17 protein-coding genes and 1 pseudogene are annotated in these 14,631 nt (G+C 68.8%); 11 read left to right on the top strand and 7 right to left on the bottom strand.

Features of this window, described 5'->3' with window-relative positions; translation table 11 throughout:
• Together BVI061214_RS01585 and BVI061214_RS14155 are read left to right on the top strand one after the other, a co-directional pair.
• A partial coding sequence (locus tag BVI061214_RS01585; protein WP_162208003.1) for a transposase occupies window positions 1-200 on the top strand: 200 nt, incomplete at its 5' end.
• A 97-nt stretch (window positions 201-297) separates the two neighbouring features.
• Window positions 298-1,439 (top strand): annotated as a pseudogene (locus BVI061214_RS14155) (ISAs1 family transposase).
• A 42-nt stretch (window positions 1,440-1,481) separates the two neighbouring features.
• Here the strand turns inward: BVI061214_RS14155 and tmpR are convergent.
• The 6 genes from tmpR to BVI061214_RS01545 are packed head-to-tail and all read right to left on the bottom strand — an operon-like array spanning window position 1,482 to window position 6,024.
• Window positions 1,482-2,186: a bifunctional dihydropteridine reductase/dihydrofolate reductase TmpR gene (gene tmpR / locus BVI061214_RS01570; protein ID WP_053767020.1), complete on the bottom strand. Its 705-nt coding sequence runs from the start codon at window positions 2,184-2,186 to the stop codon at window positions 1,482-1,484.
• Window positions 2,183-2,593, bottom strand: coding sequence for an NUDIX domain-containing protein (locus BVI061214_RS01565; protein WP_053767019.1), 411 nt, complete (start codon window positions 2,591-2,593; stop codon window positions 2,183-2,185). The genes tmpR and BVI061214_RS01565 overlap by 4 nt, the downstream gene beginning before the upstream one ends.
• Complete coding sequence (locus tag BVI061214_RS01560; protein WP_053767018.1) at window positions 2,548-3,330, bottom strand: CDP-alcohol phosphatidyltransferase family protein; 783 nt, start codon at window positions 3,328-3,330, stop codon at window positions 2,548-2,550. The genes BVI061214_RS01565 and BVI061214_RS01560 overlap by 46 nt, the downstream gene beginning before the upstream one ends.
• 2 nt (window positions 3,331-3,332) lie before the next feature.
• Window positions 3,333-3,959: a (d)CMP kinase gene (cmk, locus tag BVI061214_RS01555; RefSeq protein WP_053767017.1), complete on the bottom strand. Its 627-nt coding sequence runs from the start codon at window positions 3,957-3,959 to the stop codon at window positions 3,333-3,335.
• Entirely contained in the window at window positions 3,944-5,233 is a 1,290-nt protein-coding gene (gene aroA, locus BVI061214_RS01550) for a 3-phosphoshikimate 1-carboxyvinyltransferase (RefSeq protein WP_053767016.1), read from the bottom strand. Before aroA ends, cmk begins: the two co-directional genes overlap by 16 nt.
• Window positions 5,234-5,238: 5 nt before the next feature.
• Window positions 5,239-6,024, bottom strand: coding sequence for a class I mannose-6-phosphate isomerase (locus BVI061214_RS01545; RefSeq protein ID WP_053767015.1), 786 nt, complete (start codon window positions 6,022-6,024; stop codon window positions 5,239-5,241).
• Window positions 6,025-6,043: 19 nt separating this feature from the next.
• Between BVI061214_RS01545 and BVI061214_RS01540 the strand changes: the two genes are divergently transcribed.
• The 4 genes from BVI061214_RS01540 (at window position 6,044) to BVI061214_RS01525 (ending at window position 8,648) form a co-directional block, all read left to right on the top strand.
• Entirely contained in the window at window positions 6,044-6,916 is an 873-nt protein-coding gene (locus tag BVI061214_RS01540) for an SIS domain-containing protein (RefSeq protein WP_053767014.1), read from the top strand.
• The gene (locus BVI061214_RS01535; RefSeq protein ID WP_003049352.1) at window positions 6,917-7,597 is read left to right on the top strand and encodes an endonuclease V; all 681 of its coding nucleotides are present in this window, start codon (window positions 6,917-6,919) and stop codon (window positions 7,595-7,597) included. It abuts the gene before it with no gap.
• A gap of 5 nt (window positions 7,598-7,602) precedes the next feature.
• Window positions 7,603-8,232: a lysophospholipid acyltransferase family protein gene (locus BVI061214_RS01530; protein ID WP_053767013.1), complete on the top strand. Its 630-nt coding sequence runs from the start codon at window positions 7,603-7,605 to the stop codon at window positions 8,230-8,232.
• 122 nt (window positions 8,233-8,354) lie between these two features.
• Window positions 8,355-8,648: an HU family DNA-binding protein gene (locus BVI061214_RS01525; protein ID WP_003049348.1), complete on the top strand. Its 294-nt coding sequence runs from the start codon at window positions 8,355-8,357 to the stop codon at window positions 8,646-8,648.
• 43 nt (window positions 8,649-8,691) lie between these two features.
• Here BVI061214_RS01525 and ftsH read toward each other — a convergent pair whose 3' ends face one another.
• Window positions 8,692-10,566 (bottom strand): ATP-dependent zinc metalloprotease FtsH, encoded by a 1,875-nt coding sequence (gene ftsH / locus BVI061214_RS01520; protein WP_053767012.1) that lies wholly within the window; start codon window positions 10,564-10,566, stop codon window positions 8,692-8,694.
• 125 nt (window positions 10,567-10,691) lie between these two features.
• On the opposite strand from ftsH, the gene dnaK reads away from it, so the two are divergent.
• The 5 genes from dnaK to BVI061214_RS01495 form a co-directional block, all read left to right on the top strand.
• Window positions 10,692-12,542: a molecular chaperone DnaK gene (gene dnaK / locus BVI061214_RS01515; RefSeq protein WP_053767011.1), complete on the top strand. Its 1,851-nt coding sequence runs from the start codon at window positions 10,692-10,694 to the stop codon at window positions 12,540-12,542.
• 55 nt (window positions 12,543-12,597) lie between these two features.
• The gene (gene gprE, locus BVI061214_RS01510; RefSeq protein ID WP_003045305.1) at window positions 12,598-13,137 is read left to right on the top strand and encodes a nucleotide exchange factor GrpE; all 540 of its coding nucleotides are present in this window, start codon (window positions 12,598-12,600) and stop codon (window positions 13,135-13,137) included.
• A gap of 3 nt (window positions 13,138-13,140) precedes the next feature.
• Window positions 13,141-13,971: a DnaJ C-terminal domain-containing protein gene (locus BVI061214_RS01505; protein WP_053767010.1), complete on the top strand. Its 831-nt coding sequence runs from the start codon at window positions 13,141-13,143 to the stop codon at window positions 13,969-13,971.
• Window positions 13,958-14,197, top strand: coding sequence for a chaperone modulator CbpM (locus BVI061214_RS01500; protein WP_003045302.1), 240 nt, complete (start codon window positions 13,958-13,960; stop codon window positions 14,195-14,197). Before BVI061214_RS01505 ends, BVI061214_RS01500 begins: the two co-directional genes overlap by 14 nt.
• 73 nt (window positions 14,198-14,270) lie before the next feature.
• Window positions 14,271-14,631: IS5 family transposase (locus BVI061214_RS01495; protein WP_156303273.1), on the top strand; the 361-nt coding region annotated here is incomplete at its 3' end.

Raw genomic sequence — 14,631 nt, 5'->3', positions numbered from 1 at the left:
GGGCGGAGGTGCCGGAGATTCCGCGGGAGCGTGGGTTCAAGCCTTTACCTAAGAGGTGGGTGGTGGAGAGGACCTTTGCCTGGCTGGGGCGGAACCGGCGTCTTGCCAAGGACTATGAGGAGAACCCTCTGGTAAGCGAGGCCTGGGTCTATCTGGGCATGCTACGATTGTTGGTGAAGCGGCTAGCCAGGGCCGCGTAACTGCCCCTGGAGGACTTTTACGATAGCTTCTTACCTCCTTGAGCGAGGGGGCGCGGCAGACTTGACCGATATGCGGCTCGTGGAGTAAAGGAGGGGCATGACCCTGCGTGAGGCTCTATCCCAGATCCCCGACCCCCGGGCCCGCAACCGGCAGTACCCTCTGTGGGGTCTTTTGGCTCTCATCCTGGTGGCCTTCCTCTCCCGTGTGGACTCCCTGAGGGGCGTGGAACGCTGCAAGATAGGCCTTGCGGCCTGACCGCCCGCGCCAACCCCCATCTTCTACCCCACCTCGGCCTGCGCAAGCCCCCGGGCCACACCATCCTCACCCTCCTCCTCCACCGCCTGGACCCGGAGAAGCTCCAGGAGGCCCTCCTCCAGGTCTTTCCCGGGGCGGACCTGGGGGAGGTCCTGGTGGTGGACGGGAAGCACCTCAAGGGAAGCGGCAAGGGGAAAAGTCCCCAGGTCAGACTGGTGGAGGTCCTGGCCCTGGGCCGCTTTGGGGCCCCTACCCCAAATGAACCGCCGGACCACCCTGGCCCAGGCCAAGGCGGAGGGGAGGGAGGACCAAGCCCTTTTGGAGCTCCTGGACCGCCTGGGGGCGGAGGGGCTCAAGGGGAAGGTGGTGGTGGGGGACGCCGGGTACCTGTACCCGGAGTTAGCGGGGAAGGTGGTGCAAAAAGGGGGGCGTACCTCTTCGTCCTGAAGGGGAACCGGGGGGAACTGCTGGCGTGGGCCTTGGAGGTGTTCAAGGGCATGGAGGAGAGGCGGCTTCCCGGCGAGACCGAGGCGGTGTGGAACCTGGTGCGGGATGGGGAGGTGTGGACCTACCGAGTTTGGGCCTCCCCCTACTTGCCGGAAGAGATACGGGCCTTTCCCGGGTGCGGGCAGGTGGTGCGGATGGAGCGGGAGGTGGTGCGCAAGGGGACGGGGGAGGTAAGGCGCGCGGTGAGCTACGCCCTCACCAGCCTGGGGCCGGAGGTGGCGGATGCGAGGCGGCTTGGGGAGCTTCTCCTTTCCCGGTGGGAGGTAGAGAACCGGTCCTTTTGGGTGCGGGACGTCCTCTTCCGCGAAGACGCCTGCCAGGTGCGGGGAGTGGGGGCACAGGTCTTGGCGGCCCTCCGGGCCTTTCTGGTCTCCCTGCTCCACCGCCAGGGGGTCAGGGAGAAGAAGGCGGCCCTGGAGGCCCTCGCCTTCAACCCCCTCGCCCCCCTGCGCTTCCTGGGGCTCTATGCGGTATAGCGGTCAAGTCTGGGGGTGCGGAATGTGGGTTGCAGATTGGGCTCAGAGGTTCCACCCCCCCGCCACCTCCAGGACCTGCCCCGTCAGGTAGGGCTCGTGGACGAAGAAGAGGACGGCCCGGGCGATCTCCTCCAGGAGGGCCAACCGCCCCATGGGGATCTCCTGGATGGGCTTGGAGATGGAGTTCTCCGCCACCCCCGGGGCCACCACGTTGGCGGTGATGCCGGCGGTGGCGAAGCGCTTGGCGATGGCCTTGGTGTAGAGGACCACCCCGGTCTTGGCGATGGCGTAGGGCGTGATGTGGGGCCGGGCGAGGAGGTTCTGGGCCCCGGCGTAGCCCAGGTTGACGATGCGGCCATAGCCCTGCGCCACCATGAGGGGGAGGACCTTTTGGGTGAGGAGGAAGGTGGCGGTGAGGTTGGTGTCCAGGATCCAGCGCCACTCCTCCAGGCTCACCTCCTCTATGGGCTTGTAGAGGTAGTCGCCCACGTTGTTGACCAGGACCCCAACCCCCCCCAGGTGGTAGCGGACCTCCTCCACCAGGCCCGCCACCTCCTCCTCCCGGGTGAGGTCGGCCCGGACCTTGATGGCCCGCACCCCCAGGGCCTCCGCCTCCTGCCGCGTGGCCTCGGCCAGGCCCTCGGAGGTGCGGTAGTGGACGGCCACGGCGAAGCCCTCCCGGGCCAGGGCCAGGAGGATGGCCCGGCCGATCCCCTTGGCGCTTCCCGTCACCAGCGCGACCCTCATGCTCCCTCCAGGTAGCGGGCGAGGAGGACCCGGGTGAAGCTGTTTAAGGGGTAGCCAAGCCCCGCCTCAGGCTCCACCCAGGCCCACTCCAGAATCTCATGGTTGGGGCGCACCTCCCCTTCCCCCTTGGCGAAGTAGTTGAGGAGGAGCATGTGGCTGGGCTTGTGGAACTCGGGGCTGAAGAGGGCCTCCTGCACCAGGGCGAAGCGAATCTCCCGAAGCTCTAGGTTGACCTCCTCCCGGATCTCCCGCCTCAGGGCGGCCTCGAGGCTCTCCCCGTAGCCCACCTTCCCCCCGGGCACCCCCCAAAGCCCCCGCCACTTGGCGGTGCGCACCAGAAGCACCCGGCCTTGCTTTTCCACTAGGGCCCCCACCGTGGGGATGGGATACTGCGGAGGATTCTCCATAGGTACCAAAGCCCAAGATACAGGGCCTGAAGGAGGACGAAGGTGAGGTAGGCCCCAGGCTGGTGAAAGGCCAGGAAGAGGCCCATGAAGAAAAGCTGGGTGGTGAGGCCCAGGTTCACCACCCCCGCAAGGGCGGCCTCGTCAAAGAAGCGCCTGGGGTCTAGACGAAAGGACTTCAGAAGAAACCCCTCCAAAGCGGTGATGGCCCGGTCCTGGGGCAGGAAGAGGAGGCGGTAGACCCCCCGCAAAAGGGCAAGGAGGGGGCCACTGGGGTCCTGGGCCTCCTCCGGGAGGGGAAGCCCCCGGTGGAGGCGGTAAAGCCTTTCCAGGTTGAAGTCGTAGGACTGGACCAGGGTGAAAACCAAAAAGGCCAGAAGGGCCATCCCCCAGGCTCCCGTCCGCACCCCCAAGGCCAGGAAGAGGGAGAGGTTGCCGAAAAAGTCCAGCTCGGTGTCCAGGTAGCGGCCCAGCTCCGTGACCTCACCCCTGAGGCGGGCGAGCTGCCCGTCGGCGTTGTCCAGGACCGTCTTCACCTGCAGGAGGAGGGCGGCCGGGAGGTCCTCGCCCACGAGGACCAAACAGGCGGCCAGGAGGACCAGAAGGGTGTGGAAGAGGACCAGGTGGTGGGGCCTCACCGGGGTGGGAAGAAGCGCCCGCACCACCAGGTGGGCCAGGGGGCGGAAGAGGACGATGTTAAGGAACTCGTGGACCGGCCTGGCCTTGGCCCCGGGCACCATGGCTAATCCTTAAGATGCTCCAGGATCCTGGCCACCACCTCCTCGAGGCCCATCTCGCTGGTGTCCAGGATCAGGGCCTCGGGGGCGGGGGCGCTTTGCGCCCGGTCCTTTTCGTCCCTCTGGAGGAGGTCCCGTAGGACCTCCTCGTAGTCCCCGGGCCTTTCCTTGGCCCGCCTTTGGGCCCGGACCTCGGGACGGGCGGTGAGGTAGAACTTGTGGGGCGCCTGGGGAAAGACCGCGGTGCCCATGTCCCGCCCCTCGGCCACAAAGGGCGGGGGCACCTCCTTGAGCCTGGCGTTCACCCAGGCCCGCACCCCGGGGAGGCGGGCCACCTGGGAGACCACCCGGTCCACCGCCTCGGTGTGGAGGTGGGGGGTGAGGTCCTCGCCGTCCGCCAGGACCCGGTTCCCCTCCCTATCGGGCAGGAGGCGCACCCTCTTGGCCTGAAGCAGGGCCAAAAGCCCCCCCTCGTCCTCCGGGTCCACCCCCGCCCTCAGGGCCAGGTAGGCGGCGGCCCGGTAGAGGAGGCCGCTGGAGAGGTAGGGGACCCCCAGGGCCTCGGCCACCCGCTTGGCCACGGAACTCTTCCCCGAAGCCGAGGGGCCGTCTATGGTCACGATGCCCCGCATAGGCCAAGGAGGTCCCGGAAGAAGCCGGGGTAGGAGATCTCCGCCCACTCGGGCTCCCACACCCTAACCCCCACGGGGAGGCCCGCCACGGCGAAGGCCATGGCGATGCGGTGGTCGTGGAAGGACTCCACCTCGCCCCTCCGCACCCCGCCTCCCCGGATCCTAAGCCAGTCCGGCCCCTCCTCCACCTCCACCCCCAGGGCCCGGAGGTTTTGGGCGATGGAGGCCACCCGGTCGGACTCCTTGACCCGAAGCTCGGAAAGGCCCGGGATAAAGGTCTCCCCTTCCGCCCAGGCGGCGGCCGCCGCCAGGATGGGCACCTCGTCCACCATGAGGGGGATGAGGCCCTCGTCCACGGCCACGCCCTTCAGGGGGCTATGCCGGGCCCGGACGTAGCCCACGGGCTCCCCCGCCTCCCCCTCGAGGACCCGCCACTCCACCTCGGCCCCCATGGCCTTCAGGACCTGGAGGAGCCCGGTGCGGGTGGGGTTCAGGCCCACCCCTTCCACCACCACCTCCGAGCCCGGGGAGATAAGGGCCGCCACCAAGAAGAAGGCCGCCGAGGAGAAGTCCCCGGGGACGGTGAGGTCCTTGGCGGGGAAGGGCCCCGTCTTGGCCGTCCTCACCCGGCTCCCCGCCACCCAGAGGGGGAGGCCAAAGTGGCGGAAGAGCCTTTCCGTGTGGTCCCGGGTGGGGGTGGGCTCCTCCACCTCCGTCTCGCCCTCGGCGAAGAGGCCCGCCAGGAGGAGGGCGCTCTTCACCTGGGCGCTGGGCACGGGCAGGGTGTAGCGGATGCCCCGCAAAGGCCCACCCCGCACGGCCAGAGGGGCCTTCCCGCCCCCTTCCCGGCCGTCAATCCGGGCCCCCATGGCCCTTAGGGGCTCGGCCACCCGGGCCATGGGCCGCCGCCTCAAGGAGGCGTCCCCGGTGAGGACGGCGAAAAGCCCCTCCTGCCCCGCCAGGATGCCCAGGACGAGGCGCATGAGGGTGCCGGCGTTGCCGCAGTCCAGGACGTCCTCGGGCTCCTTTAGGCGGAGGCCCCTTCCCCGCACCCGGAAGTGGGGGCCCTCCTCCTCTATCTCCGCCCCCAGGGCCCGGAGGACCCGAGCGGTGGAGAGGGTGTCCCCCGCCTTCAGAGGGTAATAAAGCCGCCCCTCCCCCTCGGCCAGGGCCAGGAGCATGAGGCCCCGATGGGTCACGGACTTGTCCCCGGGCACCCGCAAGGCGCCCCTCAGGGGGCTGCAGGGGCCGAGGTCCAAAAAGGGCCGGTCCATGCCCCCTAGTCTTCCCGCCCTTCAGGGCTTTGGTCAAGGCCGGGGGCGGCGCCCAGGAGAAGCCCCTCCCCCTGGAGGCGCACCTCCTCCCCCGGAAAGAGGAGGAAGGTGGCGGGGGGCCGGAGGACCTCCCCAGGAAGCCAGGCCTCCCCCTCCAGGAGGGTGAGGATGAGGGGGGCCTCGGGCCTCAAGGTCAGGCCTCCCCGGAGGGGAAAGCGGTAGAGGGCGAAGTGGGGGGTCTTGAGAAGCCTCTCCCCGCCCGGCACCGGCTCCGGCCGGACCGGAGGGATGGGGGTGGGCTCCAGGAGGGCCACCTCCAGGGCCTTCTCCAGGTGGAGCTCCCTGGGGCGGCCGTAGTCGTAGAGGCGGTAGGTGAGGTCCGAGGGGGTCTGGACCTCGTAGACCCGCACCCCGGGGCCCAGGGCGTGCACCACCCCGGCGGGGAGGTAGACCACCTGCCCCGGGACCACCCGCACCCGCCGGAGGACCTCCTCCAAGCGGCCCTCCTCCGCCCGCCTGCGCGCCTCCTCCCGGCTTAAGGGCCTCTTTACGCCGTAGACGATCTCCCCTGGGGAAAGGACGTACCAGGCCTCGTACTTGCCCGGCTTCCCCTCCACCCTTAGGGCGTAGGCGTGGGGCGGGTGCACCTGGACGGAAAGCCACTCCGCCGGGTCCAAAAGCTTCACGAGAAGGGGCTCCTCGCAGAGCCACACCTCCCCGATCCCCGGGCCATAGCCCAGGGCGCTTCCTCCCCAGATGCGGGGGATAGGCTTGGGGACACAGGGCCGCATAGGGATTAGCATAAGGGGTATGCGCGACCTGGACCGGGAGGAAACCTATCTGGTGGACCGGCGGGGCCTGGCCCTGGAGCTCAGGGACCTGGTGGGCACGGGGCCCGTGCCCCAGGGGACCTACCCGGGCCCCCACGGCGTTTTGGCCTACGGGGAGGGGCGCTTCGCCGCCGAGCTCCTGGCCTTCCCCGAGTGGGTGGAGGAGGGCACCCTCTTCCTCCTGGAAGGCGGGTACGACCTGGGGGAGGCCGCCGCCATGGGCCTTCTGGCGGAAAGCGGCCGGGCCAGGGTGGTGCGGGTGGGCTTCCGCCAGGGCGTGGACGTCCACGTCCCCCCGAGCCCCCTAAGCCCCTACCGCTACCTCCGCTTCCTCCTCCTGGCCACGGGGCAGGAGGAGGCCCTGAAGGAGGTGGACGAGAAGCTTCTTGGGGAGAGGCGGCGGCTCGGGCCCGAGGTGCCCCTGGAGGAGAACCCCGCCAAGTTCCTGGCCTACACCCTCCTGGAGCGCCTTCCCCTCTTCTATAGCCCCTTTTTCCGCCCCCTCGAGGCGGCCGCCCAAAGCCTCACCGCCCGCATCGGGAAAAGCCTCTCCCTGACCCCGCCCTTTAGCGCCCTGGAGTTCTTCCTGACGGGCCTCGAGGCCCGCCACGAGCAGGGCGACCCCCTGGCCGCCGTCCTCCTGGGAGGGGGGGAGGCCGTGGCCTTGGCCAAGGAGATCCTGGAAACCCGGGTGGACGCCGTCGCCGAGGTCCCCCCGCCCGAGGGAAGCCGCCTGGCCCAGGCCGTGGCCCTCTGGTACCGCCTGGCCTGGACCGCCTACTACCTGGCCCTCCTCTACGGCGTGGACCCCTCGGACCAAGAGGTCTTGGAAAGGCTCAGGGAGGTGAGCTAGGTGGAGATCCCCCCCTTCCCCAAGCCGGGGAGCCTGGAGGAGGCCCTGGCCCTCCAAAAGGCCCTGGCGGGGAAGGTGGTGGTGGCGGGAAGCCTGGAGGGCGTGAGGCGCATCGCCGCCCTGGACGCCTCCCACAGGCGGGGAAAGCCCCTTTTGGCCGTGGCCGTCCTCTACGACCTGGAAAGGGGCCCCCTCTTCGTGGGCAAGGGCGCGGTCCCCGAGGAGGAGCTTTTCCCCTACGTTCCCGGCTTTCTCTCCTTCCGGGAGGCCCCCGCTTACCTCCTGGCCCTGAAGGCCCTGCCCGAGGCCCCGGAAGCCCTTCTGGTGGACGGGCAGGGCATCGCCCACCCCCGGGGCCTGGGCATCGCCAGCCACCTGGGGGTCCACCTGGACCTTCCCAGCGTGGGCGTGGCCAAGAGCCTCCTCTATGGCCGCCCGGAAGGCCCCCTACCCCAGGAAAGGGGAAGCGCCGTCCGCCTCCTCTCCCCCGAGGACAGGCCCATGGGCTACGTGTACCGAAGCCGGGCCGAGGCGAGACCCCTTTACGTCTCCCCCGGGCACCGGGTGGGCCTCGAGGAGGCCCTAGCCTTCGTCCGCGCCCTCCCCACCCGCTTCCGCCTGCCCGAGCCCCTGCGCCTGGCCCATTTGGAGGCGGGCAGGGCTCTGAAGGCCTTAGACTGAGGCCCGTGGAAAGGCCCAACCCCGTCTACCGGGCGGCCTGGCCCCTGGCCCGCTTCCTCCTCCACCTCCTCTTCGGCTACCGGACGGAGGGCGCGGAAAAGGTGCCCGAGAAGGGCCCGGTGATCCTGGCCGCCAACCACCTTTCCATCCTGGACCCCATCGCCATCGGCGCCGGCATCAAAAGGCCCGTGAGCTTCCTGGCCCGGGCCGACGTCTTCCGCCTGCCCGTCCTCTCCTGGCTCCTGCCCCGGCTCTACGCCATCCCCGTGGAACGGGGGACCGGGGACCTTTCCGCCATCAAGGGCGCCATCCGGGCCCTGGAGAGGGGCATGGCCTTCGGCATCTTCCCCGAGGGCACAAGGAGCCGCTCGGGCAGGCTCCAGCCCTTCAAGACCGGGGTAGCGGCCATCGCCTTCCGCACCGGAAGCCCGGTGGTGCCCGTGGCCGTGGTGGGCTCCGAGAAGGCCTGGCCCGTGGGCCGGAAGCTCTTCCGCCTGCGCCGGCCCATCCGGGTGGTCTACGGCGACCCCATCCCCGTTCCAAGGAAAACCAAGGTTTCCCACCAGGAGCTGGAAAGCCTCACCCGGGAGATAGAGGCCCGGGTACGGGAACTTCTACCCCCCCAGTACCGCTAGAGGCAATGCTTTCACTATCACACATTACTATACATGGCGGAAGAAATAGGACAGGGTATTGCGGGAAGCGAAGTCGGCGTGATATAGTCCGCCCGGAAGGGAAAAGAGGAAGGAGGTGAAGAATGGCAGCAAAGAAAACGGTAACCAAAGCGGATCTGGTGGATCAGGTGGCGGCGGCGGCCGGTCTCAAGAAAAAGGACGCCAAGGCGGCCATTGACGCCTTCCTGGCCAAGGTGGAAGAGGCCCTGGCCGCCGGCAACAAGGTGCAGCTCACCGGCTTCGGGACCTTTGAGGTGCGCAAGCGGAAGGCCCGCACCGGTGTGAAGCCCGGCACCAAGGAGAAGATCAAGATCCCGGCCACCCAGTACCCCGCCTTCAAGCCGGGCAAGGCCCTCAAGGACAAAGTCAAGAAGTAAGCTATTCCCTTCCCCCGGGGGGCTTGGCCCCCCGGGTTATCCCTTAGGCCCCGCCCAGGGCTCCGCCGGGCTTGATCTTGGGCACCACCCGGGGGGCCTCCTTTTCCTCCTTGGGCTCCTCGGGGACCTCCAGGGGAAGGCCCTCCACCACCCGCTGAAACTCCTCCGCCGTCAGGGTCTCCCGCTCCAGGAGGGTCTCGGCCACCCGCTCCAGGACCTCCCGCTTGGCCCGAAGGAGGTTAAGGACCCTTTGGTACTGCTCCTCTATAAGCCGCCGCACCGCCTCGTCAATGCGCTTGGCCGTCTCCTCGGAATACTGGCGCACGTCGTACCCGCCCAGGTAGGTGTCCTCCCGGAGGGCGTAGGCCACGGGGCCGAACTCGGGGTGCATGCCCCACTCGGTGATCATGCGCCGGGCCAGCTCCGTGGCCTGGCGGAAGTCGTTTTCCGCCCCCGTGGTCACGTCCTCAAAGACCAGCTCCTCGGCGGCCCGGCCGGCCAGGGCCACGGCGATCTGGTCCAGAAGGCGCTTTCTGGACCAGTGAAGCATGTCCTCCCGCCTGGGCATCATGAAGCCCAAGGCGCGGCCCCGGGGGACGATGGTGACCTTGTGGACCCCGTCGGCGTGCTCCAGGAAGTGGGCCGCCAGGGCGTGGCCGGCCTCGTGGTAGGCGGTGATCTGGCGGTCGCGGTGGGTGAGGACCAGGCTCTTCTTGGCGGGACCCATCATCACCCGGTCGGCGGCCTCCTCCAGGTCCTTCATGGTGATCTTCTTCCGCCCCTCCCGGGCGGCCAGGAGGGCGGCCTCGTTCAGGAGGTTCTCCAGGTCCGCCCCCACGAAGCCCGGGGTGCGCTTGGCCAGGAGGGCCAGGTCCACGTCCTCGGCCAGGGGCTTGCCCCGGGCGTGGATCCTGAGGATCTGCTCCCGCCCCTTCACGTCGGGGGCGTCAATGGCCACCTGGCGGTCAAAGCGGCCCGGGCGCAGAAGGGCGGGGTCCAGGACGTCGGGGCGGTTGGTGGCGGCCATGACGATGATGGTGGAGTCCTTCTCAAAGCCGTCCATCTCCACCAGAAGCTGGTTCAGGGTCTGCTCGCGCTCGTCGTTGCCGCCCCCCACGCCGCTCCCCCGCCGCCTGCCCACGGCGTCAATCTCGTCTATGAAGACGATGCAGGGGGCGTGGCGCTTGGCGGTCTCAAAGAGGTCCCTGACCCTCGCTGCCCCCACGCCCACGAACATCTCCACGAAGTCCGAGCCGCTGGCGGTGATGAAGGGCACCCGGGCCTCCCCGGCCACCGCCCTGGCGATGTGGGTCTTGCCCACCCCGGGAGGGCCCACCAGGAGGACGCCCTTGGGGATCCGGGCCCCCATCTCGTGGAAGCGGCCGGGGTTTTTCAGAAACTCCACGATCTCCTTGAGCTCCTCCTTGGCCTCCTCGGCCCCGGCCACGTCCTTGAAGGTGACCTTGGGGGCCTCGGTGAGGACCTTGGCCCGGCTTTTGGTGAAGCTGAAGGCGGAGTCGGAGGGCCCGGCCCGGCCGGTGCGGGAGAAGTAGTAGAGGGCCCCTATAAGGAGACCCACCAGAAGAAGGGGCCAGAGGAAGCCCAAGGCGTTCTGCGTCTGGGGGGGCTCCACCCGCACGCTCACCCCCTGGCGCATCCAGGCCTCGAGGGTGGCGTTGTCCGGGGGGCTGGCGGCGTAGGTGGTGAAGCCCGAGCCGTCGGTGAGGGTGCCCTGGATGCGGGTCTCCCCCGAGCGGACCACCACCTCCTTGACCCGGCCCGCCTTCAGGTCCTCCAGGAAGGTGGTGTAGTTGACCGCGCCGCTAGGGGGGGCCATGGTGCCCGCGAGGCTGAAGGCCCAGGCCAGAAAGAGCAGGCCCAGGACGAAGACCAAGAAGTTCAGGGGAACCCGAGGCATGTCTTCCCCTAGGGTACACGCCCCATGGGGGTTCTGGGTAGCCCAGGACACCATGACAAGACTTCGCTCAACTCGCTTGACAATATAGGCAGGCATCGGGTATGCTGGTCCGGAGAGGTGAGGTTATGGCCAAGGCAGTGGGCATTGACCTGGGCACCACCAACAGCGTGATCGCCGTCATGGAGGGCGGCAAGCCGGTGGTTTTGGAAAACGCCGAGGGGGAGAGGACCACCCCCAGCGTGGTGGCCTTCCGGGACGGGGAGACCCTGGTGGGCCGGATGGCCAAGCGCCAGGCGGTCCTGAACCCCGAGGGGACCATCTTTGAGGTCAAGCGCTTCATCGGGCGCCGCTACGAGGAGGTTCAGGAAGAGGCCAAGCGGGTCCCCTACAAGGTAGTCCCGGGGCCCGATGGGGGCGTGCGCATTGAGGTCAAGGGCAAGCTCTACACCCCCGAGGAGATCAGCGCCATGATCCTCCGCAAGCTGGTGGAGGACGCCTCCAAGAAGCTGGGCGAGAAGATCACCAAGGCGGTGATCACCGTGCCCGCCTACTTCAACAACGCCCAGCGGGAGGCCACCGCCAACGCCGGGAGGATCGCGGGCCTCGAGGTCCTACGCATCATCAACGAGCCCACGGCCGCCGCCCTGGCCTACGGCCTGGACAAGAAGGGGAACGAGACCGTTCTGGTCTTTGACCTGGGGGGCGGCACCTTTGACGTCACGGTGCTGGAGATCGGCGAAGGAGTCTTTGAGGTGAAGTCCACCTCCGGGGACACCCACCTGGGCGGCTCCGACATGGACCACGCCATCGTCAACTGGCTGGCCGAGGAGTTCAAGCGGGAGTACGGGGTGGACCTGAAGGCGGACCGGCAGGCCCTCCAGCGCCTCATTGAGGCGGCGGAGAAGGCCAAGATTGAGCTCTCCAGCACCCTGGAGACCACCATCTCCCTCCCCTTCATCGCCCTGGACCCCGCCACCAAGACCCCTCTGCACCTGGAGAAGAAGCTCACCCGGGCCAAGTTTGAGGAGCTCATTGAGCCCCTCCTCAAGCGCCTCCGGGGCCCCGTGGAGCAGGCTCTGAAGGACGCCGGCCTCACCCCCGCCCAGATTGACGAGGTGATCCTAGTGGGCGGGGCCACCCGGGTGCCCGCGGTGCAGCGGGTGGTGAAGGAGCTTCTGGGCAAGGAGCCCAACCGCTCCGTGAACCCCGACGAGGTGGTGGCCATGGGGGCCGCCATCCAGGCGGGCGTCCTCATGGGCGAGGTGCGGGACGTGGTCCTCCTGGACGTCACCCCTCTCTCCCTGGGCGTGGAGACCAAGGGCGGGGTGATGACCGTCCTCATCCCCAGGAACACCACCATCCCCACCCGCAAGTGCGAGATCTTCACCACGGCAGAGCACAACCAGACAGCGGTGGAGATCCACGTCCTGCAGGGGGAGCGCCCCATGGCCCAAGACAACAAGAGCCTAGGCCGCTTCCGCCTCGAGGGCATCCCGCCCATGCCCGCCGGGGTGCCGCAGATTGAGGTCTGCTTTGACATTGACGCCAACGGCATCCTCCACGTGACCGCCAGGGAGAAGTCCACCGGGCGTGAGGCCTCCATCACCATCCAGAACACCACCACCCTCTCCGAGGAGGAGATCCAGCGGATAATCGCCGAGGCTCAGCGCCACGCCGAGGAGGACCGGCGGCGCAAGGAGCACGCCGAGCTCAAGAACGCCCTGGACACCGCCAGGGTCCAGGCAGAGCGGGTCCTCAACGAGAAGTCGGGCTCCCCCGAGGCCAAGGCCCGCCTGGAGGCGGCCATCGCCAGGGCCAAGGAGCTGGTGGAGCGGGACGCCCCCGACCCCGAGCTCAAGGCGGCCACGGAGGAGCTCCTCCAGGCGGTCCAGGCCTACGAGGCCTCGGCCACGGCGGGGACCACGGGAGGCCGCCCGGACGACGTGATCGACGCCGACTACAAGCCCGCCGAGTAAGCCCACGGGAAGGCCCCGCCCCTGGGGGCGGGGCCTTCCCCTCAAGGAGGGAAGCATGGAAGAGAGGAACCTGGGGGAAAACGCCCTGGAAAAGGACCTCAACGAGGTGGCCCAGGAAGCCGAGGCCCTGGAGGCCCGCCTCAAGGCGGCCGAGGAGGAGCTTAAAAGCCTCAAGGACCGGTACCTCCGCCTCCTGGCCGACTTTGACAACTACCGCAAGCGCATGGAGGAGGAGCTAAAGGCCCGGGAGCGGGAAGGGGCCCTCAAGGTCCTGAGGGCCCTCCTCCCCGTCCTGGACGACCTGGACCGGGCCCTGGAGTTCGCCCAGGCCAACCCGGAGAGCATCCTGCAGGGGGTGAGGGCGGTGCGGGAGGGCTTCTTCCGCATCCTGGCGGGCCTAGGCGTGGAGGAGGTGCCGGGGGAAGGCCAGGCCTTTGACCCCAGGTACCACGAGGCCATCGGCCTCCTCCCGGGGGAACCCGGCAAGGTGGCCAGGGTCTTCCAGCGGGGCTTCCGCATGGGGGACAGCCTGGTGCGCCCCGCCCGGGTGGCCGTGGGCGAGGAAAAGCCCGAGGACGAAGCGGGGGTGGAGTAGGCCATGAAGGACTACTACGCCATCCTGGGCGTCCCCAGAAACGCCACGCAGGAGGAGATCAAAAGGGCCTACAAGCGCCTGGCCCGGCAGTACCACCCCGACGTCAACAAAAGCCCCGAGGCCGAGGAGAAGTTCAAGGAGATCAACGAGGCCTACGCCGTCCTCTCCGACCCCGAGAAGCGCAAGATCTACGACACCTACGGGACCACCACCCCGCCCCCTCCCCCGCCGCCCGGGGGTTACGACTTCTCCGGCTTTGACGTGGAGGACTTCTCGGATTTCTTCCAGGAGCTCTTCGGCGGGGGGCTTTTCGGCCGAAGCCGCCGGCCCCGGCGGGGGCGGGACGTGCGGGCCGAGCTGCCCCTCACCCTCGAGGAGGCCTTCCACGGAGGCGAAAGGGTCCTGGAGGTGGGGGGCAGGCGGGTCTCCGTGCGCATCCCCCCCGGGGTCCAGGACGGGGCCACCCTCCGGGTTCCCGGCATGGGGGGACCCGGGGACCCCCCGGGGGACCTCCTCCTCACCGTGCGCCTCCTCCCCCACCCCCGCTTCCGGCTGGAGGGGCAGGACCTCTACGCCACCCTGGACGTCCCGGCCCCCATCGCCGTGGTGGGGGGCAAGGTGCGGGCCATGACCCTGGAGGGCCCGGTGGAGGTCACCGTCCCCCCCAGGACCCAGGCGGGCAGGAAGCTGAGGCTCAAAGGCAAGGGCTTCCCCGGACCCACCGGCCGCGGGGACCTCTACCTGGAGGTGCGCCTTACCATCCCCGAGCGCCTCACCCCCGAGGAGGAAGCCCTTTGGAAGAGGCTAGCGGAGGCCTACTATGCTCGCGCGTAGCGCCTGGCTTTCCCTGGAGGCCCTAGAGGAACACGGCCTCTCCCGGAGCGCCGTGCGGGCCTACGTGGAGATCGGCTTCGTGGAGCCCTTAGAGGTGGGGGGCACCTGGTATTTCCGCCGGGAGGACCTCCTGCGCATGGCCAAAGCGGAGCGCATCCGCAAGGACCTGGGGGCCAACCTCATCGGGGCGGCCCTGGTGGTGGAGATCCTGGAGCGCTCCCAATAGGCTCCGGTACGCCCTTTTGGGTCCCACGGCGGGGTACTTAGAGGCTGTCGTAAAAGGGTGGTATCCTTGAAGGGTGCCTCTTAGACGATGTTACCCCAGCGACCTAACCGACGAGGAGTGGGCCCTCCTGGAGCCCCTCATTCCCGCCCCCAAGCCCGGCGGCCGGCCTGCCAAGGTGTCCAGAAGAGAGATCATGAACGCCATCCTTTACGTCCTGAAGAACGGCATCCCCTGGCGAGCCATGCCCCATGACCTGCCCCACTGGTCCACCGTCTACCACTACTTTCGCCAGTGGCAGAAGGAGGGGGTGTGGGAGAAAGCGGTGCAAGCCCTGGTCCGCCGGGACCGGGAGCGAGAAGGGAGACCCGCTTCCCCCAGCGCCCTGGTCATGGACAGTCAGTCGGTGGTCACGAGCGAAGCTCGTACCTTGCAAA

The organism is Thermus aquaticus (assembly GCF_001280255.1).
Taxonomy (GTDB): Bacteria; Deinococcota; Deinococci; order Deinococcales; family Thermaceae; genus Thermus; species Thermus aquaticus.
This window is presented reverse-complemented; position numbering and strand designations above follow the sequence as displayed.

Excerpts from the sequence above, each read along its gene's own strand:
- tmpR (WP_053767020.1), bottom strand. The coding sequence starts at position 2,186 with ATGAGGGTCGCGCTGGTGACGGGAAGCGCCAAGGGGATCGGCCGGGCC.
- BVI061214_RS01565 (WP_053767019.1), bottom strand. The coding sequence starts at position 2,593 with ATGGAGAATCCTCCGCAGTATCCCATCCCCACGGTGGGGGCCCTAGTG.
- BVI061214_RS01560 (WP_053767018.1), bottom strand. The coding sequence starts at position 3,330 with ATGGTGCCCGGGGCCAAGGCCAGGCCGGTCCACGAGTTCCTTAACATC.
- cmk (WP_053767017.1), bottom strand. The coding sequence starts at position 3,959 with ATGCGGGGCATCGTGACCATAGACGGCCCCTCGGCTTCGGGGAAGAGT.
- aroA (WP_053767016.1), bottom strand. The coding sequence starts at position 5,233 with ATGGACCGGCCCTTTTTGGACCTCGGCCCCTGCAGCCCCCTGAGGGGC.
- BVI061214_RS01545 (WP_053767015.1), bottom strand. The coding sequence starts at position 6,024 with ATGCGGCCCTGTGTCCCCAAGCCTATCCCCCGCATCTGGGGAGGAAGC.
- BVI061214_RS01540 (WP_053767014.1), top strand. The coding sequence starts at position 6,044 with ATGCGCGACCTGGACCGGGAGGAAACCTATCTGGTGGACCGGCGGGGC.
- BVI061214_RS01525 (WP_003049348.1), top strand. The coding sequence starts at position 8,355 with ATGGCAGCAAAGAAAACGGTAACCAAAGCGGATCTGGTGGATCAGGTG.
- ftsH (WP_053767012.1), bottom strand. The coding sequence starts at position 10,566 with ATGCCTCGGGTTCCCCTGAACTTCTTGGTCTTCGTCCTGGGCCTGCTC.
- dnaK (WP_053767011.1), top strand. The coding sequence starts at position 10,692 with ATGGCCAAGGCAGTGGGCATTGACCTGGGCACCACCAACAGCGTGATC.
- gprE (WP_003045305.1), top strand. The coding sequence starts at position 12,598 with ATGGAAGAGAGGAACCTGGGGGAAAACGCCCTGGAAAAGGACCTCAAC.
- BVI061214_RS01505 (WP_053767010.1), top strand. The coding sequence starts at position 13,141 with ATGAAGGACTACTACGCCATCCTGGGCGTCCCCAGAAACGCCACGCAG.
- BVI061214_RS01500 (WP_003045302.1), top strand. The coding sequence starts at position 13,958 with ATGCTCGCGCGTAGCGCCTGGCTTTCCCTGGAGGCCCTAGAGGAACAC.